Origin of the sequence: Bradyrhizobium sp. SZCCT0153 (genome assembly GCF_018129995.1) — a bacterium.
Taxonomy (GTDB): Bacteria; Pseudomonadota; Alphaproteobacteria; order Rhizobiales; family Xanthobacteraceae; genus Bradyrhizobium; species Bradyrhizobium japonicum_G.
Genome location: NZ_JAFCKS010000003.1, coordinates 160936 through 182950, shown reverse-complemented (window position 1 = coordinate 182950; position 22015 = coordinate 160936). Strand labels below are relative to the sequence as shown.

The window sequence follows — 22015 nt, the reverse complement described above, 5'->3', positions numbered from 1 at the left end:
TTGCTATTGCTATTGGCGGTCTATCATAGTCGTCATTGCGAGCGAAGCGAAGCAATCCAGAATGCTGCCGCGGTCACATTCTGTCGCTGGAGAATGAGTGGCTATTTCCCCGACACCATCTCCTCGACCTCGCGCAACTGCTCCTTGCCGAAGAACATCTCGTTGCCGACGAAGAAGGTCGGCGAGCCGAACGCGCCGCGCGCGACCGCCTCCTCGGTGTTCTTGATCAGCCTGCCCTTGACCTCGGGCTCCTGGGCGCGGGCGAACAGCTTTTGGGCATCGAGACCGGAGGACGCCAGCGCCTTCGCCGCGACGTCCGGATCGTCCATCTTCTTCGGCTCGCGCCACATGTGGTGGAAGGCGGCCTCGACGTATTTTTCGAACACGCCCTCAAGCTGTGCCGCGATCGCGGCGCGCATCAGGTTCAGCGTGTTGACGGGGAAGTTGGGATTGAAGACGTAGGGCTGGACCTTGAAGCGCTTGATGAACCGCTCGGTCTCGACCGCCTGGAATTCGCGCTTGTTCTTGACGCCGGCGAGCGTCTCGGCCGGTGACTTGTTGTTGGTCGATTTGAAGATGCCGCCGAGCAGGATCGGAACGTACTCGAATTTGACTCCGATGCGCTGCTCGATCGCCGGGATCGCCAGATGGCTGAGATAGGCGTTCGGGCTGCCGAAATCGAACAGGAACTGCGGGGCTGTGCGGGTCAAAATCGTTCTCCCTGACGACGCTTTTGATCCATTGTGGCGCAGCGCGCGCCACAGGTCCACCGTTTAATGATGGTCATAATATCTTGATGATCGCGTCAGATCAGACGCCGGATCGCCCGCTTGCGCCACACCAGAAGGTAATAGCCCATCTGCAAAAGGAACATGGCGCAGAACACGATCGGATAGGCGGCCCACACACCCTGAAGGCCGATGGTGCGGCTGAGAATCACCGCGGCCGGCAGCTCGATCGCCACGATGGCGAAGATCGCGAGCAGCATCGGGGTCAGCGCCACGCCGGCCGCGCGCATCGCGCCTGAAAACACCGTCGCGAGGCCGAACGGCACCGAGCTCCACAGCGCGATGCGAAGCAGGCCTTTCGCCAGTTCGAGCACGGCATCGTCGGTGATGAAGATGCCGAGCACGGCGCGCGGCGCGAGATAGATCAGCGTCACCAGGCCGCCGGTCAGGACGATGTTGAACCCGAGGCCGGTGCGCACGATACCGTCGAGCCGCGCCCTGTCGCCGCCACCGACCGCCTGCGCGCCGAGGATCGAGACTGCGATCGAAATCGACATCGCCGTGAACTGCGTGTAGCCCATCACCTGGTTGACGGCGCCGTAGGCGGCGGTGGCGTTCGAGCCGAAGCCGTTGACGAGGCCGAGCAGCACCAGCTCGGCGATCGCCATCACCACCATGCCGATGGCGCTCGGCAGCCCGACGCCGAGGATCTTTCCGAGCATGGCGCGATCGAGCCGCAGATGACGCAGCATTGCCGCGTCCGGGGCTAGCGCATGTTTCTTCCGCAGCAGATGGATCGCCAGCGCGATCAGCGTCAGCGCGTTGGCAATCGCGGCTGCCCATGCCGGGCTGGTGATGCCGGTCACCGGCAGCCCGAACGAACCGCGGATCAGCATCGGCGTCAGGATCAGGCCGATTGCGGTCGACAACGCCAGCGCCAGCAGCGGCGTGAGCGCATCGCCGACGCCACGGATCATTGCCGTCATCAGCAGGAAGACGAAGCCGAGCGGCATCGTGAGCAGCATGACGCGGGCATAGGCGCTGGCCTGGTCGAGAATGTCCGCGGGCGTGGCGAGCGCCGTCATCAATTGCCGGCTGAACAGGCCGCCGACGAGCGCGACGGATATCGAGAGCAGCAGGCCGATCGCGAGCGTCGTGCCCACGACGACCTTGATCCTGCCGCGCTCGCCCGCGCCAAAGGCCTGGCCGATGAGGACCGTGGCGCCGGTGCTCAGCCCCATGACGAAGGCGAACAGGAAGAACATGACGGGGAAGAACACCGAGACCGCCGCCAGCGCGTCGACGCCGATCATCTGGCCGAGATAGACGTTGCTGATCGTCCCGAACAGCGATTGCAGCGCGTTGCTCAGCATCAGCGGTGCGAGGAAGCGGAAGAATGTTTTCCAGAGCGGCGTGGCGGCGGACATGGATTGGCCTTTCAACAGGGCGAGCGAAGCCGTTGCCGCACAAGGCGCGGCTCGGCCGTCGATGGGGTAGAGAAAGAGCGGTGCGCCTAGGCGCAGTCGCTGTAGGCGAGCTTGACGATGTGGTCGCGGATGTCAGTGGGCCAGTCCGCGATCAGTCCGGTGAAACGCCGCCGGTCGTCCGCGAACAGCGCCCGCGACGCCTCCTCGAACTGCGGCAGGTTGCCGGCCATGGTCGACATGAAGTGATAGGCCGCATCGCGCGCCTGCCGCTCGCGGTCCTTGTCGCCGCTTGCGCGGCGCGCTTCGTCGACGAGTTTTCGCAGTGCGACTGAGGCGCCGCCCGGTTGTGCGCTGAGCCACTCCCAGTGCCGCGGCAACAGCGTCACCTCGCGCGCGACCACGCCGAGCTTCGGCCGGCCGCGCCCGCGCGGTTCGCTCGGTGCTGCGGTCTCCTCCACCGGAGGCGGGACGAGCTTTGCCAGCCGCGCCAGCACCTCGCGATCCCCGCCGCGCAGATCGAAGTCGATCGATCGGCCCGTGCCGTCCTCGAAGATGATGATGGGCTCGTCCGGCCGCGGTGCCATCCGCTTGACCACCAGCGCGACTTCGCCTGCCGGCCCGGACGCCAGGCGGCGCGGGCCCTGGAAGGCGGTGAAAGTCCTTTGCATCGAAATCATTGCCATACTTGTCGACCTTTGGCCCATTTAATACCCGGATAAATTATCAACGTCAATATACCCGGGTTAAAATATCCGACCGGATGGCTCGACATTGCGGTCCCGGGCTGGCACGAACGGCGCGGCCGACCGACCACGCCCAGCCCCAAGGACCGCGCGATGCTGACCGTTCACCACCTCAACAATTCCCGCTCGCAGCGCGTGCTGTGGCTGCTCGAAGAGTTGGGTGTGCCCTATGAGATCGTGCGCTATCAGCGCCAGCCCGACATGCGCGCACCGAAGGAGCTGCGCGCCATCCACCCGCTCGGCAAGTCGCCCGTCATCACCGACAACGGCAACACCATCGCCGAATCAGGCGCGATCATCGAATATCTCATCGCCACTTACGGCAACGGCCGGCTGATCCCGCCGCCGAACACGCCGGAGCGGCTGCGCTTCACCTACTGGCTGCATTATGCGGAGGGCTCGGCGATGCAGCCGCTGCTGCTCAAGCTGCTGTTCACGCTGATGCCGAAGCGCGCGCCGGCGCTGCTTCGTCCGCTGGTGCGCAAGGTCTCGAACCAGGCGCTCACCGCGATGGTCAATCCGCAGCTGAAGCAGCACATGGTTTATTGGGAAGGCGAGCTCGGAAAGACCGAGTGGTTCGCCGGCAACGAGTTCACCGCCGCCGATATCCAGATGAGCTTTCCGCTCGAAGCTGCCCAGGCGCGGGGCGGGCTCGAGCTCGGCCATCCCAAGGCGATGGCGTTCCTCGAGCGCATCCATGCGCGGCCGGCCTACGCCAGAGCGCTGGAAAAGGGCGGGCCGTACCAGGTGGGGCGGTAAGGCCTATCGCACGGCCTCGATCACTTCCTTGATCAGCCGTGCCACGCCGCGGATGTCCCCGCTGGGATCGACGGAATCGCCAAGTCGCACGACCACCATGCGCTGCGAGGGGATGATGATGACGCGCTGGCCGAGATCGCCGGAGGCGAAGAACGCATCGCGCGGAATGCCGGCGCGGACCCGGCCCTTCGCATGTTCGTGTTCGCTGCGGTTGGTCCAGAAGCCGGCGCCATAGTCGGCGTCGAGCGTGGCCGCCGCGCAAAAATCTACCCATTCCTCGGGCAGGATGCGCCTGCCCCCGATCACGCCATCGTCGAGATAGAGCAGGCCGAAGCGGGCCCAGTCCCGTGCGCTCGCCAGCATGTAGGTGGTGCCCTGGATCGTGCCGGTACCGTCGAGCTCCAGCGTCACGTGGCGCATGCCGAGCGGATTGAACAATTCGCGCCAGGCGAAGGCGAGGCTCCGCTCGACGCCGCCGGTGCCGTCGCGGACGATGCGCGCGAGAATCTGCGTGGTGCCGCTCGAATAGTGCCAGCGACGGCCGACCGGCGCGATCAGCGCAGCCTGGACCGCGAACCCCGCCATGTCGTCGTGCAGATAAATCATCTGGCTCGATGGATCGAAGCCGCTGTTGGTCTCGTCCAGCGCGAGACCCGTCGTCATCCGCATGAGATGCTCGACCTCGATCTCGCGGCGGGGATCGGAGGCGCCGCGCCATTCCGGCACGGGCGCCGGTATCGACGGGCTGGTCTGGCCCCGCTGTGTCATGATGCCGATAAGCGCGTTGATGACGGACTTCGTCATGGAGAAGCCGAGCAGCTGGGTTTCGACGCCGATGCCCGCGGCATAGCGCTCGGCGATCACCCGGCCGTCGCGCACCACGACCACGGCCTTGGTGCGCCGGAACGGTGGCGTCGCCGGCTCCTCGAAGGCATGGTCGAGCGCGGCCTTGAGCGCGGGATCGCCGGGCTCGACCACGGCATCGTCGGCGATGTCGGGCAGCAGCGGTGGTGCCTTCGGCGTCTTCGCCGCGACGAGGTCGATCTTCGGCAGATAGGGCATGGTCGTCCCATGCTGCAGCACGCAACCAAAGCCGTCGCGAAAGATCGCGTGGCTGCGAAAGCCTCCGAGCACGGTGACGTCGGCCGTCTTCGCTGCGCGATCGAGATCAAGCCGCATCAGCGGGCGCAGGCGGCGTATGCCGTCGCGCTCGGTCGTCTCCGCGAACACGGCCTGCGGGTCGAGGCCGGAGACGAAGGTCTTGCTGCAAACGTTGTGCGCGACGAAGCCGGTCGCGACCCGGATCGCGTCGCCCGGCCGGTAGATGAAGTTGAGCGCGACGGCTGTCAGCAGCGCCAGCGCAACGAGCGCGGCTGAGATACGAAAGAAACGTTTCATGGAAGCTCGTCATGAAATCGGAGGCTGCGTCGATATCACGCCGCAGCCTGTCTCAAAAGCCCGGCGCCCGGCTCAGGTGCTATTGTCCCGCCGCCTCCGCGCCGCGGGTGCGCGGATCGGGCGCGCCGAGCGGACCGTTCGGCGTCACCGCGATCGAATTGGCCGATGTCTGCCCCATCGGCTCGACCACGAGATGACCCATCGCCTTTAGCTCGAACAGGACAGGGTCGGGAAAGCCGCGCTCGACTCGCACCTCGTCGGGCAGCCATTGGTGATGCAGCCGTGGCGCGGCCACGGCGGCCGCGACGTCCATCTTGTAATCGAGCACGTTGACGATCACCTGGAGCACGGTCGAGATGATGCGGCTGCCGCCGGGCGAGCCCGTCACTAGCACCGGCTTGCCGTCCTTCAGCACGATCGTCGGCGACATCGACGAGAGCGGCCGCTTGCCGGGCCCGGGCAAATTGGCCTCGTAACCGACGAGGCCGTAGGCATTGGAAGCGCCGACCGCCGCAGTGAAATCGTCGAGCTCGTTGTTGAGCAGCACGCCGGTGCCCTCGGCGACGAGACCAACGCCGTAGCTGAAGTTCAGCGTATAGGTGTTGCTGACGGCGTTGCCGCGGCTGTCGACGATGGAAAAATGCGTGGTATTGCTGCCCTCGCGCGGCGCGGCGGCGGCGGAAACGAGCTCCTTCGACGGCGTGGCGCGATCGGCGGAGATGGTTGCCCGCAGCTTGGCGGCGTAGTCCTTGGCGGTGAGCGTCTCGATCGGAGCGTTGACGAAGGCAGGATCGCCGAGATAGCGCGCGCGGTCCGCATAGGCGCGCTTCATGGCCTCGATCAGCAGATGCAGCGAGGCCGGCGAGCCCTGCTTCAAATCGGCGAGCTGGAAACCTTCGAGGATGTTGAGCGTCTCCACCAGCACCACGCCGCCGGACGATGGCAACGGCATCGACACGATGTCATAGCCCCGATAAGTGCCGCGCACCGGCGCGCGGATCACCGGCTGATAGGTCTTCAGATCGGCCGACGTCATGATGCCGCCGGCGTCGGAGATGGCCCTGACAAGCTTGTCCGCGACCGCGCCGTCATAAAAGCCGCGCGGGCCCTGTGTGGCGATGGCCGACAGCGTTTCGGCAAGATCGGTCTGCACCAGCCGGTCGCCTTCGCCGAGCGGCGTACCATCAGGCCGCGAGAATATCTTGGCCGAAGAAGGCCAGCGTGCCAGTCGCCGGTGCCAGCCCGGCAAAGTGTCGGCGATGTCGTCGCTGACGACGAAGCCATCGCGGGCAAGCGCGATCGCGGGCTCGAGCAATTGCGCCAGCGTGAACTGGCCCGAGCCATATTTTTCAAGAGCCAGCGCAAGACCTGCGACGGTTCCGGGCACGCCGACGCCGAGCGCGGAATCTCGCGATTTGGCAGCGTCGGGCTTGCCGTCAGCGCCGAGGAAGATCTGCGGCGTGGTCGCAGCCGGCGCGGTCTCGCGATAGTCGATCGCGATGTCCTCGTTGCGCTCGGCGGAATGGATCACCATGAAGCCGCCGCCGCCGATATTGCCGGCGCGCGGATAGGTCACTGCCATGGCGAAGCCGGTGGCGACCGCGGCATCGACCGCATTGCCGCCACGCCGCAGGATATCGGCGCCGACCTGCGCAGAGATATTCTCCTGCGCCACCACCATGCCGTGCTCGGCGGGAACGGCGTGCACTGTATCGAGTGCGGGCGGCACATAGGCCCGCCGCGCATCCTGCGCGGTCGCGGCCGGAACAGCGAACGCCAGAGTGGCAATGAAGGCGAGAAATGTCCGCCGTGTCGAAAATGACGACATCATCAAACTTCCGTCGTGGCCCCGGCAATTCACACGCGTCGCCATAATGCTATACCGTTTGCGCCAAGAGGGGCAAAACTGTTTGTGATGGGACATCAATGGTGACGACGATCGCCTCGGACACGCGCGTGGCTGGCACCGAGCGGACCTATCCGCCGCGCGCCGCCGTCGTCAGCTGGATCTTCTTCGACTGGGCCGCGCAGCCTTATTTCACGCTGATCACGACCTTCGTGTTCGCGCCGTATTTCGCCACCAGCATTGCGCCCAATCCGGCGACCGGCCAATCGCTGTGGGGCTTTGCGATGGCCGCCGCGGGCCTTGCGATCGCGCTGATGTCGCCGGTGCTGGGCGCCATCGCCGATGCCTCTGGCCGCAGGAAGCCGTGGATCGCGGGATTCGGTGCGGTGCTGGTGCTCGCGTCCTGCATGCTATGGATCGGCAGGCCCGGCGATCCCTCGATCATTCCGCCGCTGCTCACCGCTGTCGCGCTCGCCAGCGTCGGCGCCGAATTCGCCACCGTTTTCAATAACGCGATGATGCCGACCCTGGTGCCGCCGGAGCGGATCGGCCGGCTCTCCGGCACCGGCTGGGCGACCGGATATATCGGCGGTATCGTCAGCCTGATCATCGTGCTCGGCCTGCTCGCCGCCAATCCCGAAACCGGCCGCACGCTGCTCGGCCTCACGCCGCTGTTCGGACTCGATCCCGCCAGCCATCAGGGCGACCGCGCTGCCGGACCGTTGACCGGGCTCTGGTTCATCATCTTCGTGACCCCGATGTTTCTTTTCACGCCGGATTATCCGGCGAAGCGCCCGGTGCGCGAGGCGCTGCACGAGGGTCTGTCGGAGCTGAAGCAATCGATCAGAAGCCTGCCGAAGCAGCAATCGCTTGCGGCATTTCTGCTCGCCAACATGATCTACACCGACGGCCTGGTGTCGCTGTTTGCCTTTGGCGGCATCTATGCCGCGGGCACGTTCGGCTGGCACACGATCCAGATCGGCACCTTCGGCATCATGCTCGCAATCGCGGGCACGTTCGGCGCATGGCTTGGCGGCAAGCTTGACGATTCCCTGGGCCCGAAGCGCGTCATTGCCGGCAGCCTGCTGCTCCTCCTGCTCGCGGTGGCGGCGATCCTTCTGGTCGACAAGGACAGCGTGCTGTTCGTCAAGGTCGCAGCCCCCCAGCCGGGCGCGCCTCTGTTCTCGAGCGCCGCAGAGCGCGCCTATCTCGTGCTGGGCTGCCTGATCGGCGCGGCCGGCGGTCCGCTCCAGGCGGCTTCACGCACACTTCTCATTCGTCTGGCGCCGAAGGACCGCATCGCGCAGTATTTCGGTCTGTTCGCGTTGACGGGAAAAGTCACGTCCTTCATCGGTCCGTTGCTGGTCGGCATGATCACCGCGGTGACGGCGAGCCAGAAGGCCGGCATGGCCGTGCTGGTCGTGTTCTTCGTCGCGGGGCTGGGGCTGTTGATGCGGGTGCGAGAGTAGCCGCGCTTCGTAGCCCGGATTTCGCGAAGCGAATCCGGGCTACCGCTGATCAATCAGTGCCTGAAGTGCCGCGTTCCCGTGAACACCATGGCGATGCCGTGCTCGTCGGCGGCCTTTATCACCTCGTCGTCGCGCATGGAGCCGCCGGGCTGCACCACGGCGGTGGCGCCGGCCTCGATGCAGGCGAGCATGCCGTCGGCGAACGGGAAGAACGCGTCCGACGCCACCACCGAGCCCCTGGTGAGCGGCTCGGCGAGCTTCAGCTCGGCCGCCGCATCCTGGGCCTTACGCGCTGCGATGCGCGCTGAATCCACCCGGCTCATCTGGCCCGCGCCGATGCCGACGGTGGCGAGATCCTTGGCGTAGATGATGGTGTTGGACTTGACGTGTTTTGCGACACGGAACGCGAACTTGAGATCGCGCATCTCGGCATCATCAGGGGCGCGCTTGGTCACGACCTTGAAGGTCATGTCGTCGACGACGGCGTTGTCGCGGCTCTGCACGAGCAGACCGCCCGCCACGGTCTTGGCGGTGAGGCCGGGGGCGCGCGGGTCGGGCAGGCTGCCGGCGAGCAGCAGGCGCAGATTCTTGCGCGCGCCGATGATGGCGATCGCCTCCTCGCTGGCGTCGGGCGCGATGATCACCTCGGTGAAGATCTTCGTGATCTCGCGCGCGGTGTCGGCGTCGAGCGCGCGATTCATCGCGATGATGCCGCCGAAGGCGGAGGTGGAATCGCAGGCTAGCGCCTTGCGATAGGCGCTGACGAGGTCGGATCCCTCGGCGACGCCGCAGGGGTTGGCGTGCTTGACGATGACGCAGGCCGCGGTGCGCTTGGCGTCGAACTCGCCGATGCATTCATAGGCCGCATCGGTGTCGTTGATGTTGTTGTAGGAGAGCTCCTTGCCCTGCAACTGCCGCGCGGTCGAAACGCCCGGGCGCTTGTCGGGTGTCGCATAGAACGCGGCAGTCTGGTGCGGGTTCTCGCCATAGCGCAGCGACTGGATCAGCCTGCCGCCGAAAGCGCGGAAGTCGGGCGCGTCGATCTCGAGCTGGCGGTTGAACCAGTTCGAGATCGCGGCATCGTAGGCGCCGGTGCGCGCATAGGCCTTTGCGGCAAGGCGCCGGCGCAGCTTCAGCGTGGTCGCGCCGTCGTTGGCGGCGAGCTCGTCGAGCACCGCCTGATAGTCCTGCGCCTCGACCACGACGGCGACGTCGTCATGGTTCTTCGCGGCGGCGCGGATCATCGCGGGACCGCCGATGTCGATGTTCTCGATGCAATCCTCGAAGCCGGCGCCCTTGTCGACGGTCGCCTCGAACGGATAGAGGTTGACGACGAGGAGATCGATCGGCGCGATGCCGTGCGCCTTCATCGCCTCCGTGTGGTCCTTGTTGTCGCGGATCGCGAGCAGGCCGCCATGCACCTTCGGATGCAGCGTCTTGACCCGGCCGTCCATCATCTCGGGGAAGCCGGTCAGCTCCGAGACGTCTTTCACCTTCAGCCCGGCGGCGGCGATTGCCTTGGCGGTGCCGCCGGTCGAAACCAGTTCGACGCCATGCGCGGCAAGCGCCTTGGCGAATTCGATCAGGCCGGTTTTGTCGGAGACGGAGAGAAGAGCGCGGGTGACGCGGCGGGGGTGGTCAGTCATGAGCAAGATCCTCTGTCTTAAGGAGTGTCTATGCCCAGGCGCGCGGCTTCTATGTCCCGCGCTTCCCGATGGTGCTCCATCCAAGGTCGCCAGTCGCGCGAGCGAGGGCTCGATAGCAGTTTTCGCCCGCTTTCACAACGACGAGATGGGGCCGAATCGTGCGCGGTTACAGCGGAAGTTCCGGCTCCCGACGCGCATTCCTGCGGGCATTGGTGACCGCGGGCGAGGCGGTGGAGCGCACGAAGCTCCAGCGGATCGAGGGCGCCTGGCGCGCATCCTGGCGGATCACGATCTGCGCGGTGCGGCGGGGCCCGTCATTGCCGGCCAGGAACACGCTGTCCTCGAGGTCGACCTTGTCGTCCAAGGCCTCGAAGGTCCAGACGTCGCGGTTCGGCAGCACCAGCATGACGCCGCGGGCATCGGACAGCCGGCTCGCCTTCACCGCCGGATGCAAATGGAAGCGCACCGCGAAATCGGCGTCGGCACCCTTGAAGCGCCCGCCTTGCGGCGGCGACAGCGTGTCCTCTCCGTCGATGCGCGCGCCGTCATTGGCGATCATCAGCGCGCGGCGATGGATCGCGCCGAACTTGGCCAAGTAGCCGTCATGCGAGGTCGTGAGCAGCGTGCCGTTCTGCACGATTTCGCGATAGCTCTCGACCTCGACGGGGCCGCTGGTGACGGGCGCGCCGTGCAACAGCCGCTTCATCGCCGACATCTCCACGAACTGGCATGACGAGGTGTCGTGATAGGTCAGCGTCGAATGCGCCGGGGTGCCGCGCGCGAACGGCCGCCAATTGTCGCGGCCGGTGGTCGGCATGCCGCAATTGGTGACGATGCGGCTGATGCCGGATGAGAGTTCGAACGACAGGCAGCCGGCATGGGCGTCGTGGCTGACGCCGGCCGGCGGCGGCGGGCCGGTGTCGATGATCACGGTGGTCTGGCCGGCGTCGAGGCGCTGGAAGCCGGTATGCGGCATGTTAGCCATCGGCGCGCCGTGGGTGTCGTCATAGGCGAGCAGCGTGGCGAGCAGGTCCGATGGCGTCGCGCTCATGCCGTTGAACAGCGCGAAATTGCCGTCGCCGTGCCGGAAGAAGCGCAGCATCGGCATCATGCGGTCGATCGCGTTGAGCAGCGCCGGCGGCGGCGCGATGTTGCGCGCGGCAAAGGTCTGCCGCAGCGGCAGCAGGTCGATCAGGAGCTCGATCAGCGCGCCCGGGTTGCGGGAGATGTGGCCGCCGTCCGGCAGGATCTGCCGCTGCAATTCGTCCGACAGCTTTTTCGAGGCGCTGCGGATCTGGCGCGCCTGGTTGGCAAGGCACAGCGCCGCGTAGCACAACGCGATCAGCACCTGGAGCTTCGGCACCCCGTCCGGGATGTTGACCATGGTGTAGCGCAGGAAGCGGATCTCGCGCGCGAGGGCGCGCAAGTAACGGCGGTAGAATTTGTTGTCGGTGTCGTTGAGCACCAGCGGCGCCTGCGACAGCAGCGAGATCACGCGTCGCGCCAGCACGTCGGCGCGCCGGGCGACGGCACGACGCTTGTTGGCGGGGTTGGCGATCCAGTCCTCGACCAGCGCGCGCGCATTGGCGCGCGTCAGCGCGGTGTCGGCGGCACGCAGATGGCGCAGCCAGCCGAAGCCGAGCAGCGCAACCTCCCAATCCTCCGACGGCGGCTCGAGATCGAAGATCGAGCGGCCGTGACAATTGACGATCTTGCCGGCGAAGACGAAGCGGCCGGCATAGATCTCGGCGGCGCGGGTCGCATCCGCGGTGCGAAGATCATGCGGCGCTATGATCAGTCGGTCGGTGCGGCCGGGCCAGACCCGCGACAGCGCAACGGAACCGCCGCTCGCGCGCGCGAGCATGTTCCGCGCGAAGCGGTTCATCACCAGCGTCGAGATACGTCTGCGTTGAGCGACCGACACGCCTTGCCTTGAAGGGGGAGAGGATTCCGACGAATCCTTATTAATCCCAAAATCGGACGGCTGACACCACCTTGAACGGCGCGAATCAGCGACGGGGCGGGAAAATCCGGTGCAAAATCAGGATTTAACGAGCCGGGCCGCGAAAAATCCGTCGAGCCCGCCGAGCTTGGGATCGGCGTTCGGCAGATGGCTGGGCAGGGTACGCAAATCGCCCTCGGCGGTGACGATCTCGTTCAGCCCCGACACCTCGGAAGCCTCGACCGGGACCCGGCGAAGCGCGGGCTCCGCGGCCAGCAGCGCGGCGATCGCCTGCTCGCCCTCTTCGGGTTCCAGCGAACAGGTGCAGTAGACCAGCGTCCCGCCCGGCTTGAGCAGCGAGACGGATTTCTTCAGCAGCCGCTGCTGGAGCGTGGTCAGGGCGGCGATGTCGGACTCCTGCCGTAGCCAGGCCACGTCGGGATGACGGCGGATCGTGCCGGTCGAGGTGCAGGGCGCGTCGATCAGGATACCATCAAAACCTTCGGCAGGGCCGGCCCATTCCGCGGCGTCGGCGACGACGGTCTCGGCCTGGAGCGACAGACGCGCCAGATTCTCGCGCAGCCGCGCCACCCGGGCGGGCGAGCGGTCGATCGCCGTGACATGCGCGCCGGCCTGCGCCAGTTGCGCGGTCTTGCCGCCGGGGGCGGCGCAGAGATCGGCAATGGACTTGCCCTTGATGTCGCCGAACAGCCGGGCCGGCAGCGCGGCGGCGGCGTCCTGCACCCACCATTGTCCTTCGGCAAAGCCGGGCAGCATGGTCACCGACCCATGCAGCAGCATCCGCACCGTCCCGGTCGGCAGTGTCTCGCCGTGCAGGCGGCTCGCCCATTGCGCGGGATCCGATTTCACGGTGAGATCGAGCGACGGCTCGTGGCCGAGCGCCAGCGCCATGTCCCTTGCGGTCGCCTCGCCATAATGCGCGCTCCAGCGCGCAAGCAGCCATGGCGGCAGGTCCAGCGATTGCGCGGCGACTTCTTCGACCAGCGCCTGGCCCTCGCGCGCGCAGCGGCGCAGCACGGCATTGACGAGGCCAGCATAGCGCGCGGCGCGCCGGTCGGATTGCACGAGGCGAACGGAGAGATCGACGGCGGCGTGATCGGGGACGTCCATCCAGAGGATCTGCGCGGCTCCGATCAGCAGTGCGCTCTGCGCCCGCGGCGCGTCGGAGGGAATGCCCTTGTCGAGCAGGCGGGACAGCACATGGCCGAGCGTGCCGAGCCGGCGCAGCACAGTCGCAACCAGGCGGCGCATCAGCGCACGGTCGCGATCGGCGAGCGTCTTCAATCCGGGATGGGCGCCAGCGCCGTCGAGCTGCTCATCGAGCGCGCGGTGCTTGTGCAGCACGCTGTCGACGATATCGGCGGCGATCCGCCGCGCCGCAAGACCAGGCACTTCGGACGGAGGGGCGAAACGTTGAGATGGCATGCGGCTTAAGGTTCTTAGCGAGCGGCAGTTCCGCCGAAGGGGCGCATGCCTAGACAAATCGATCTCTGGCACGCGAATATGCCAAATGTAAGAATGGTCTCTGGCGTTTACATCCCGTCACGACCATTTCAGCAATGCTTTATTGGACGTCGCGCGCGTTCCGATCCTGCGCTAGGAACCCACACGATGAGTGACCAGCCCTCCGTTCCCGATCGCAAGCAGCTCACGCCGGCCGCCCAGCGCGCGCTGGCCGAAGCCGAGGCGCGCCGGCAGGCCGCGGCTGCGCATGCCAGGGACGGCGCCAAGTCGGCGCCGAAGGAATTGCAGGGACCGAAGGGACCCGAACCGACCCGCTACGGCGATTGGGAGCGCAAAGGCATCGCCTCGGATTTCTGAAGCTTGCTGTTGAGCTGTCTTGCCGGACTGCCCGACTCAGCCCTAGCGTGCGCGGATGTCGCGTTTCGACCCCAGCCATCCCTATCGGCCTTCGTATAGCGGCTCGCCGTTTGGCCGCCGGTTCTCAGGGCTGTTGCCGTGGATGTTCGTGGTCGGAATCGTGGTGGCCGTGGTGTTCGCGTTCCGGCACGGGATGAACTGGCCCTTCCCGCATGCGACCGATGGTCAATCGCGGGATGCCGAAATCATTCTGCAGGCCGATCCGAAAATTCGTCAGCCGGTCGATGTCATTCGCACGATCGACGGCGATACCTTCCTTGCCCGCGTGCGCCAGCGCGATGGACGCGTTCTTGCCGCGCGCGTTCGCCTGCGCGGCATCGATGCGCCGGAAATGAAGGCCTCATGCCGGGAAGAACTCGACAAGGCCGAAGCGGCGAGCGCTGCGCTGCGCGATCTGCTCCGCCAGGGCGATGTCACGATCACCAACCTCGGCCCCGACAAATATGGGCGCATCCTCGCTAACGTCGCAACGAAGCGTACGGCCGACGTATCTGCGGCGATGCTCGCCGGCGGTTACGCGCGGAGCTACAATGGCGGCCACCGCGATGGCTGGTGCGCGCGCAGCTGGCGCTTCTGGTAACGAAAAAGCCGCGTCGAAAGACGCGGCTCTGGTGTCTCGGCTTGTTGATTCCAGAGATCAGCGCGTCACGACCACCGTGGTGCCGACGGAGACGCGGCCATAGAGATCGGTGATGTCGTCGTTGAGCATGCGGATGCAGCCATAGGAGACGAAGCCGCCGATCGAGCCCGGCACGTTGGTGCCGTGAATCGCGTATTCGCCGCCGGCCAGCGTCATCGCCGCAACACCCATCGGATTGCGCGGCGAGCCGCCCGGAATGACGTCGGGGATGGTCGGCTTGTCGCGCTTCACCTCGGCGGGCGGCGACCAGGCCGGATTGCGGTACTTGCCGTCGATGCGGGTGGTGCCGGCCCATTGCTTGCCGGACTTGCCGACACCAACCGGATAGCGCACGGCGTGGCCGTTATCGAGGATCAGATAAAGCCGACGCTCGTTGGTTTTGACCACGATGGTGCCCGGCGAATAATCGGCCAGGTGCGCCCCCACCATTTCCGGCCGCGCCTGCGCCGCCGTCGACATCAAGACCCCTGCCGAAACGGTGGCGGCGACCGCCACAGCAATCCTCATTGACATCGATTTTCCCCTTGCCCCGAACGGACCGTCCAAAATTACGCAAAACCCGGCAATTGGCGCCGCGCCCCGATATTCTTAACCGCGCCTGTTAACCGGATGGTTTCCACGCACGGCCGCCAAGGGCCAGCCAGCAGAGGGAACAAAGGAAATGTTCGAAATAAAGTAAATGACAAGAAAACAACACTCGGCCGGAAAGATGCAGGCGTGCCGCAGAGCGCTCTGACGAATGCGTGAGGATGTGAACGGCCGTTGTCTCGGGGGCTTTGGCGGGGATGCGATTTCGTGTCCCGGACGCGGGGCAGCGCCGTAGGCGCGTTTACGCGAGTCTTCGACGCGCAAGGCAGGTGCAGCGCACCGCTCAAGGAGCGTTGCGCTGCGTCCGGGGCACGAGAGTCCTGCTACGCCGACTTCTTGTTCTGCCGGTTCTTGACGAGATCATCGACCACGGCGGGATCGGCGAGCGTCGAGGTGTCGCCGAGGCTGCCCGGTTCGTCCTCGGCGATCTTGCGCAGGATGCGGCGCATGATCTTGCCGGAGCGGGTCTTTGGCAGACCGGGCGCGAACTGGATCTGGTCGGGAGAAGCGATCGGGCCGATCTCCTTGCGCACCCAGGTGACGAGCTCCTTGCGTAGCTCCTCACTCGGCTCGATGCCGGCCATCAGGGTGACATAGGCGTAGATGCCCTGGCCCTTGATGTCGTGTGGGAACCCGACCACCGCGGCCTCCGACACTTTCTCGTGCGCCACCAGCGCGCTCTCGACCTCGGCCGTACCCATGCGGTGGCCGGAGACGTTGATGACGTCGTCGACGCGGCCGGTGATCCAGTAATAGCCGTCGGCGTCGCGCCGGCAGCCGTCACCGGTGAAATATTTGCCCTTGTAGGTCGAGAAATAGGTCTGCTCGAAGCGGGCGTGATCGCCATAGACCGTGCGCATCTGGCCGGGCCATGACCGCGTCAGGCAGAGATTGCCCGTGGTCTCGCCGTCCAGCACCTTGCCGTCGGCATCGACGATCTCGGGCACCACGCCGAAGAACGGCTGCGTCGCCGAGCCCGGCTTCAATCTGGTCGCGCCCGGCAGCGGCGTGATCAGGATGCCGCCGGTCTCGGTCTGCCACCAGGTGTCGACGATCGGGCAGCGGTCGTCACCGACGACGCGGTGATACCATTCCCAGGCTTCCGGGTTGATCGGCTCGCCGACCGAGCCGAGCAGGCGGAGCGAAGCGCGCGAAGTCTTCTTCACCGGCTCGTCGCCGCTCTGCATCAGCGCGCGGATCGCGGTTGGCGCGGTGTAGAAGATGTTGACCTTGTGCTTGTCGATGACGTTCCAGAACCTCGAATTATCCGGATAATTCGGCACGCCCTCGAACATCAGCGTGGTCGCGCCGTTGGCGAGCGGCCCGTAGAGAATGTAGCTGTGGCCGGTGACCCAGCCGACGTCGGCGGTGCACCAGTAGATGTCGCCGTCGTGATAGTCGAAGACGTATTGATGCGTCATCGCGGCGAACACGAGATAGCCGGCGGAGGTGTGCAACACGCCCTTGGGCTGGCCGGTCGAGCCGGAGGTGTAGAGGATGAAGAGCGGATCCTCGGCATGCATGTGCTCGACCGGGCATTCCGTCGTCACCATCGCCGCCGCCTCGTGATACCAGAGGTCGCGCGTCGGGTTCATGTCGATCTTGCCGCCGGTGCGCTTGACCACGACGACCCAGTCGACGCCGTCGGCCTTGGCGAGCGCCGCGTCGACATTGGCCTTGAGCGGCACCTTCTTGCCGCCGCGCAGGCCTTCGTCGGCGGTGATGATCACCCTGGATTGGCAGTCGTTGATGCGTTGGGCGAGACTGTCGGGCGAGAAGCCGGCGAACACCACGGAGTGGATCGCGCCGATCCGCGCGCAGGCCAGCATCGCATAGGCCGCTTCCGGAATCATCGGCAGGTAGATGGTGACGCGGTCGCCCTTCTTGACATTGCGGGTGCGCAGGATGTTCGCCATCCGGCAGACCTCGTCGTGCAGCTCCTTGTAGGTGATGTGCTTCGACTGCGAGGGATCGTCACCTTCCCAGATGATCGCGGTCTGGTTGGCGCGCTTGTGGAGATGCCGGTCGATGCAATTGTGGGCGACGTTGAGGACGCCGTCCTCGAACCATTTGATCGAGATGTTACCGGGCGCGAAAGAGACGTTCTCGATCTTCGTCGGCGCGTGCATCCAGTCGATGCGCTTGGCCTGCTCCGCCCAGAACGCATTCGGGTCCGAGATCGAGCGGGCGTACATGTCCTTGTACTTGGCCTGGTCGACCCAGGCACGCTTGGCCCATTCCGCGGGGACGTCGTAGATCTTCTCGGACATGTTTCCCTCCAGATACGGCAAGCCGAGCGCAGGTCACCGGCGAGCCGACTTGATCGTTGATCGATTATGCGTCGGGCTAACCGGGCCCGACAAGGTGCACAAGCTGGACCTTCGGCGAGCCGCCGGCCATGCGGAGGATCAAGGTGCAAAGGCTGGCTGTCGCAAATCTGAAACAGGCTGGGAGGCGGTCTTCGGCTCTTTACCCAGATCTTGGGAATAGGCCCGTGCAGGGCGCCCATGCGTCGCAGGCGGTATTTAGAAACCGCTTCTCACCGATTCGGGACTCGCAATGCGGTTCGGAACACCCTAAGTGGCTAACCCGGGTCCCAAGAGACCGTCCAAGCGACCCCTTGGAACAAAAATCAGAACAGCGGCATTGAACGGTAACAGATAGGGCCAAGGCTTAAGACTATGATGGATCAGCAGAATCTCGGGACGATGCGGCCCGCTTCGGCCGATCCTGCTGCCGTCGCGCTGGCCAAGGCCCTCGGACAATGGCCGAAACGGGCCGGTTCCGTCCGTCCCAGCCCGAAAAAACTGTTCGATACGGCGCCTGCGGCGACGGTCGAGGCCCTTGCCAAGGAGCTGGGCCTGCGGCTCGGCGACCAGAACGAGCTGACCATCCGCCGCATCAGGCGCGGCAAGGGCTATTCCTTCGTGCGGCCCAACGGCGCCCACATCCGCGATGCCCGCACCATCCGCCGGCTGCACGCCATGGCGGTACCGCCGGCCTATCGCGAGGTGCGCTATTCGGCTGATCCGAGCTCGCATCTCCAGGCGGTGGGACGCGATGCCGCGGGCCGGCTGCAATACCGCTATCACGCCGATTGGGAGAAGGTCCGCGAGCACCGCAAGGCGCATCGGCTGGAAAAGCTCGTCGGCGCACTGCCAAAGATCCGGCGCAAGGTCTCGGCGTTCCTGTCGGGCGACGAGCCGACGCGTGAATTCGCGCTTTCGGCGGTGATCGAATTGATCGCGCGCACCGCGATCCGTCCCGGCAACGAGTCCTATGCCCGCCTCAATGGCACCCGCGGCGCCACCACGCTGCACAAGTCCAACGTCACGCTGGAAGACGATTGCTTCGTGCTGACGTTCAAGGCCAAGGGCGGCAAGGCGGTGCGCAAGGAATGCGACGCGGCCAAGCTCGTCCGCGCCATCGGCATCCTCAACGGCGTTCCCGGCAAGCGCATGTTCCAGTATCGCGATGCCTACGGCATCGTGCGCGCGGTCAGCACCACGCAGGTGAACGCGTTCCTGCGCGAGATCGCCGGCATCAAGATCTCGCTGAAGGATTTCCGCACGCTAATGGCGTCTGCCGTCGTCGTGGAATCGCTGTCGCGGATCACGCCGGCGACCAGCCAGCGTGGCCGCAAGAAGCAGGTGCTGGAGGCGATCCGCGCCGCGGCCGATCAGCTCTCCAACACGCCGGCGATCTGCCGCAAGAGCTACGTCCACGACACCATCGTCACCGCCTTCGAGGATGGTATCCTCGAGCGCTTCGCCGCGACCATGAAGGGCCAGCGTTCGCAGGCCAGGCGCGAGCAGCTCTTGCAGCAGGTGGTGGCGACCGCGGCGGTTTAGCCTGGGCGTCGTTGCGCCTTGGTGGAAACGCCGTTGTCGGGACCGGGATCGCCGCCTGCGGCTGCAGTCGTGAGCCGTCCCAGATAATGCGCCCATCCCGTTGCGTGCGCGGCAGCCTGCTCCGCGGTTGGCAGCCCGCTATGGGTCATGCGCAGCAGCGTGCCGCCGTCGCGTTCGATCAGGTCGATCTCGATCAGGCTCGAGCCGGGCGGCACTTCCTGGCCGCCCTCCCAGCCGAACGTGTAGGCCAGACGATGCACGGGCACGACTTCGCGGAATGCGCCGCGGGCGTCGCCGCCGCGCGGGCCGATGCCCTTGAGCAGATACAGCCCGCCCGGATGCGGCTCCGTGGTGGCGTCGGAGCCCATCCAGCTCAGAATCTTCTCGGGATCGGTCAAATACGCGAAGACGGTGGCGCGCGGGGCTGCGATCTGGGTCTCGCGACGCACTACGAACGGCTCGGTCATTGGCGATCATTCCTGGGCTGACACTGGCACATGGCGGCCCCAAAGCAGCCCGTCAAGGATTGCCCGTGACAAAGACGGCCCATCTTCGCCATCATCGGACAATGCAACTCTCCCCGACCCTCGCCTGGCTTGTCGATGCTGCCTCGGACAGCCCCGGCGCCGACCGCCTGCTCGCGGATCTCGGCGCGCACCTGCTCGCCGACGGCGTGCCGCTTGCGGCGGGCAGCCTGACGCTGGAGGTGCCGCACCCGCTGATCGCGAAGCGGACCTGGCTGTGGCGCGCAGACGGCGGCCGCGTGATCGAGGCGCTCGGCTTCGCGCCGGGGGGCCTTGCGCCCGATCCGCCCAACGATGCCGGCCGCCGCTGGCTGCGCGACATCGCGGACGGCAAGGTGCACGAAGACGCGGTCGGACGGCCCGATGGTCCGTTGCTCGGCTGGATCGGGCCGCGTCCGTTCACCGCGGACGAGATCGAGCAATTGCGCCAGGCCGCGCGTTTCGCCGCGACGCCTCTTGCGGTGCTTGCCGCGCGTGCCACGTTGCGCGCGACGCTCGATGCCTATCTCGGCAAGCGCAGCGCGGAGCGTGTGCTGGCGGCGCCCCTGCGGCGCGATCTCGGCGAGACCATTCAGGCCGCGCTACTCTATGCCGATTTGCGCAACTTCACGCTGCTGTCGGAAACCACGCCGCCGGCCGATGTCATCGCGTCGCTCGACGCCTGGTTCGACCGCATCGCCGGTGCGGTCCACGCCTTCGGCGGCGAGGTGTTGAAATTCATCGGCGACGGCGTGCTCGCGATCTTTCCGGTGGTCGAGGCGTCACCGCGCCGCGCCTGCGATTCGGCCCTGCGCGCCGCGGGCGCGGCCGAAGCCGGAATGGTGTATCTCAACGCAGAGCGCCGTGCCCAGGGACTGCCGCCGCTCGCGTTCGGCGCCGCCCTTCATCTCGGCGAGATGCTGTGGGGCAATATCGGCGCTGCCAACCGGCTCGATTTCACGGCGATCGGCCCCGCCGTCAATCTCGCCAGCCGGCTCGAAGGATTGTGCAAGCCGCTCGGCAGGACCGTGCTGGTGTCGGGCGCGCTCGCCGCCGAGACCGACATGCCGCTCGTCGCGCTCGGTCCGCATCCGCTGCGCGGCATCGCCGCGCCATGCGAGGTCTTTGCGCTGCCGGAGCCGCAGGCCCGGATAGCGTAGCGAAGATGGAGCGAATTACATTCCGCCCATCTTGCAGACGAGCTTCCACTCCTCCGCCGTCACCGGTTGCACCGAAAGGCGCGAATATTTCACCAGCGCCATGTCGGCCAGCTTCTTCTCGGCCTTGATCGCCGCCATCGTCACCGGTGTCTTCAACGGCTTGTCGGCCTTGATATCGACGCAGACGAATTTTTCGGTCTTGTCGGTCGGGTCGGGGTAGGCTTCCTTGATGATCTCGGCGATGCCGACGATCTCCTTGCCCTCGTTGGAATGATAGAAGAACGCCTTGTCGCCCTTCTTCATGTTCACGAGGTTGATGCGCGCGGTGTAATTGCGCACGCCGGTCCAGGCTTCGCCCTTGGCGCCCTTCGCCACCTGCTGGTCCCAGGACCACACCGACGGTTCGGATTTCACCAGCCAGTACGCCATGTTCATTCCTCTGCCTTGAAGGGGCGCGTCAGCAGCCCCGAGATCGCGGCGTCGATCGTGCTCTTTCCGCTCAGGATCGCCGCGACCGCCTCTGACACCGGCATCTCGATGTTTTGCGAAGCTGCGAGTTCGATTAGCACCGGCGCTGTGAACTCGCCCTCGGCGAGCTTGCCGGCGGGCGGTTGCTCGCCGCGGCCGAGCGCCAGCCCGAGTGCAAAGTTGCGCGACTGCAGGCTCGAACAGGTCAGGATCAAATCGCCGAGGCCGGAAAGACCCATGAGCGTCTCACCGCGCCCACCGAGCGCGCGGCCAAGGCGCGTCAGCTCGGCAAAGCCGCGGGTCGTGAGCGCAGCCTGGGCAGAAGCACCGAGCTTGCGCCCGACCGCGATGCCAACCGCAATCGCCAGCACGTTCTTGGCCGCGCCGCCGATCTCGACGCCGCGCACATCCGTCGTGTGATAGGGCCGGAACGTCGCCGAGCCCAGTGCCTGCACCAGGCGGCTGGCGATGGCTTCGTCCTTCGCCGCCAGCGTCACCGCCGTCGGCAGGCCGCGCGCGACATCGTCGGCAAAGCTTGGGCCCGACAGGATCGCCGGCTGCGCGTGCGGCGCGGCTTCAGCGATGACGTCGGTCATGAACTTATGGGTGCCGTGCTCGATGCCCTTGGCGCAGGCGACGATCGGCACCGGTTTCGCCAGATGCGAGGCCAGCATGTTGACGGCGCCGCGCAGATGCTGCGCCGGCGTCGCAATCAGCAGCATGTCCGCGCGCGCTGCGAGGGACAGGTCGCTCGTGACCATGATCTCCGGCGCGAGCATCACGCCCGGCAGCCGCGGATTGTCGCGGGTCGATGCGATCCGCGTCGCGTGCTCGGCGTTACGCGCCCACAGCGCCACGGCGCGCCCGGCCCGCGCGGCGACCGTCGCCAGCGCCGTGCCCCAGGCGCCGGCCCCGATCACCGCGACGGAGTGGAACGCGGTCATT

19 protein-coding genes and 1 riboswitch are annotated in these 22015 nt (G+C 66.3%); of the genes, 6 read left to right on the top strand and 13 right to left on the bottom strand.

Features of this window, described 5'->3' with window-relative positions:
• Positions 1–101: 101 nt before the first annotated feature.
• The 3 genes from JQ572_RS14550 to JQ572_RS14540 all read right to left on the bottom strand — a co-directional run bounded on the left by JQ572_RS14550 (position 102) and on the right by JQ572_RS14540 (position 2838).
• Positions 102–710 (bottom strand): 2-hydroxychromene-2-carboxylate isomerase, encoded by a 609-nt coding sequence (locus JQ572_RS14550; RefSeq protein ID WP_211383728.1) that lies wholly within the window; start codon positions 708–710, stop codon positions 102–104.
• Positions 711–805: 95 nt separating this feature from the next.
• Positions 806–2155, bottom strand: a complete 1350-nt coding sequence (locus tag JQ572_RS14545; protein ID WP_211383727.1) for an MATE family efflux transporter — start codon at positions 2153–2155, stop codon at positions 806–808.
• 86 nt (positions 2156–2241) lie between these two features.
• Positions 2242–2838 (bottom strand): DUF2239 family protein, encoded by a 597-nt coding sequence (locus JQ572_RS14540; protein ID WP_211383726.1) that lies wholly within the window; start codon positions 2836–2838, stop codon positions 2242–2244.
• 153 nt (positions 2839–2991) lie between these two features.
• Between JQ572_RS14540 and JQ572_RS14535 the strand changes: the two genes are divergently transcribed.
• Positions 2992–3657, top strand: coding sequence for a glutathione S-transferase family protein (locus tag JQ572_RS14535; protein WP_211383725.1), 666 nt, complete (start codon positions 2992–2994; stop codon positions 3655–3657).
• Positions 3658–3660: 3 nt separating this feature from the next.
• Here the strand turns inward: JQ572_RS14535 and JQ572_RS14530 are convergent, their stop codons facing one another.
• On the bottom strand, positions 3661–5055 hold the full coding sequence (locus tag JQ572_RS14530; RefSeq protein WP_211383724.1) for a serine hydrolase domain-containing protein: 1395 nt from the start codon (positions 5053–5055) through the stop codon (positions 3661–3663).
• A gap of 79 nt (positions 5056–5134) precedes the next feature.
• Entirely contained in the window at positions 5135–6886 is a 1752-nt protein-coding gene (ggt, locus tag JQ572_RS14525) for a gamma-glutamyltransferase (RefSeq protein ID WP_211383723.1), read from the bottom strand.
• A 98-nt stretch (positions 6887–6984) separates the two neighbouring features.
• On the opposite strand from ggt, the gene JQ572_RS14520 reads away from it, so the two are divergent.
• Entirely contained in the window at positions 6985–8370 is a 1386-nt protein-coding gene (locus tag JQ572_RS14520; RefSeq protein ID WP_211384209.1) for an MFS transporter, read from the top strand.
• A gap of 53 nt (positions 8371–8423) precedes the next feature.
• On the opposite strand, the gene purH is transcribed toward JQ572_RS14520, so the two are convergent.
• The 3 genes from purH to JQ572_RS14505 form a co-directional block, all read right to left on the bottom strand.
• Entirely contained in the window at positions 8424–10016 is a 1593-nt protein-coding gene (gene purH / locus JQ572_RS14515) for a bifunctional phosphoribosylaminoimidazolecarboxamide formyltransferase/IMP cyclohydrolase (RefSeq protein ID WP_211383722.1), read from the bottom strand.
• Between the two features lie 25 nt (positions 10017–10041).
• Positions 10042–10123, bottom strand: a riboswitch (ZMP/ZTP riboswitch).
• A 59-nt stretch (positions 10124–10182) separates the two neighbouring features.
• On the bottom strand, positions 10183–11901 hold the full coding sequence (locus JQ572_RS14510; protein ID WP_211384208.1) for a heparinase II/III family protein: 1719 nt from the start codon (positions 11899–11901) through the stop codon (positions 10183–10185).
• 156 nt (positions 11902–12057) lie between these two features.
• A complete protein-coding gene (locus JQ572_RS14505; RefSeq protein ID WP_211383721.1) occupies positions 12058–13404 on the bottom strand; it encodes an RsmB/NOP family class I SAM-dependent RNA methyltransferase in 1347 nt (448 codons plus the stop codon).
• Between the two features lie 186 nt (positions 13405–13590).
• On the opposite strand from JQ572_RS14505, the gene JQ572_RS14500 reads away from it, so the two are divergent.
• Both JQ572_RS14500 and JQ572_RS14495 read left to right on the top strand, forming a co-directional pair.
• A complete protein-coding gene (locus tag JQ572_RS14500; protein ID WP_211383720.1) occupies positions 13591–13800 on the top strand; it encodes a DUF1674 domain-containing protein in 210 nt (69 codons plus the stop codon).
• Between the two features lie 55 nt (positions 13801–13855).
• Entirely contained in the window at positions 13856–14440 is a 585-nt protein-coding gene (locus JQ572_RS14495) for a thermonuclease family protein (protein WP_211383719.1), read from the top strand.
• A gap of 57 nt (positions 14441–14497) precedes the next feature.
• Here the strand turns inward: JQ572_RS14495 and JQ572_RS14490 are convergent, their stop codons facing one another.
• Complete coding sequence (locus JQ572_RS14490; protein ID WP_211383718.1) at positions 14498–15013, bottom strand: L,D-transpeptidase; 516 nt, start codon at positions 15011–15013, stop codon at positions 14498–14500.
• A 398-nt stretch (positions 15014–15411) separates the two neighbouring features.
• Entirely contained in the window at positions 15412–17358 is a 1947-nt protein-coding gene (gene acs / locus JQ572_RS14485; RefSeq protein WP_211383717.1) for an acetate--CoA ligase, read from the bottom strand.
• Positions 17359–17769: 411 nt separating this feature from the next.
• On the opposite strand from acs, the gene JQ572_RS14480 reads away from it, so the two are divergent.
• Positions 17770–18939, top strand: coding sequence for a DNA topoisomerase IB (locus JQ572_RS14480; protein ID WP_211383716.1), 1170 nt, complete (start codon positions 17770–17772; stop codon positions 18937–18939).
• Here the strand turns inward: JQ572_RS14480 and JQ572_RS14475 are convergent.
• On the bottom strand, positions 18936–19406 hold the full coding sequence (locus JQ572_RS14475; RefSeq protein ID WP_211383715.1) for an SRPBCC family protein: 471 nt from the start codon (positions 19404–19406) through the stop codon (positions 18936–18938). The two genes, JQ572_RS14480 and JQ572_RS14475, sit on opposite strands and share 4 nt — an antisense overlap.
• Positions 19407–19507: 101 nt before the next feature.
• Between JQ572_RS14475 and JQ572_RS14470 the strand changes: the two genes are divergently transcribed.
• Positions 19508–20602 carry an adenylate/guanylate cyclase domain-containing protein gene (locus JQ572_RS14470; RefSeq protein ID WP_211383714.1) on the top strand — a complete coding sequence of 365 codons (1095 nt, stop codon included), beginning with the start codon at positions 19508–19510 and terminating at the stop codon, positions 20600–20602.
• A gap of 15 nt (positions 20603–20617) precedes the next feature.
• Here JQ572_RS14470 and JQ572_RS14465 read toward each other — a convergent pair whose 3' ends face one another.
• On the bottom strand, positions 20618–21031 hold the full coding sequence (locus JQ572_RS14465; RefSeq protein ID WP_211383713.1) for an EVE domain-containing protein: 414 nt from the start codon (positions 21029–21031) through the stop codon (positions 20618–20620).
• A 2-nt stretch (positions 21032–21033) separates the two neighbouring features.
• Positions 21034–22014 (bottom strand): NAD(P)H-dependent glycerol-3-phosphate dehydrogenase, encoded by a 981-nt coding sequence (locus JQ572_RS14460; RefSeq protein ID WP_211383712.1) that lies wholly within the window; start codon positions 22012–22014, stop codon positions 21034–21036.
• Position 22015 lies beyond the last annotated feature (1 nt).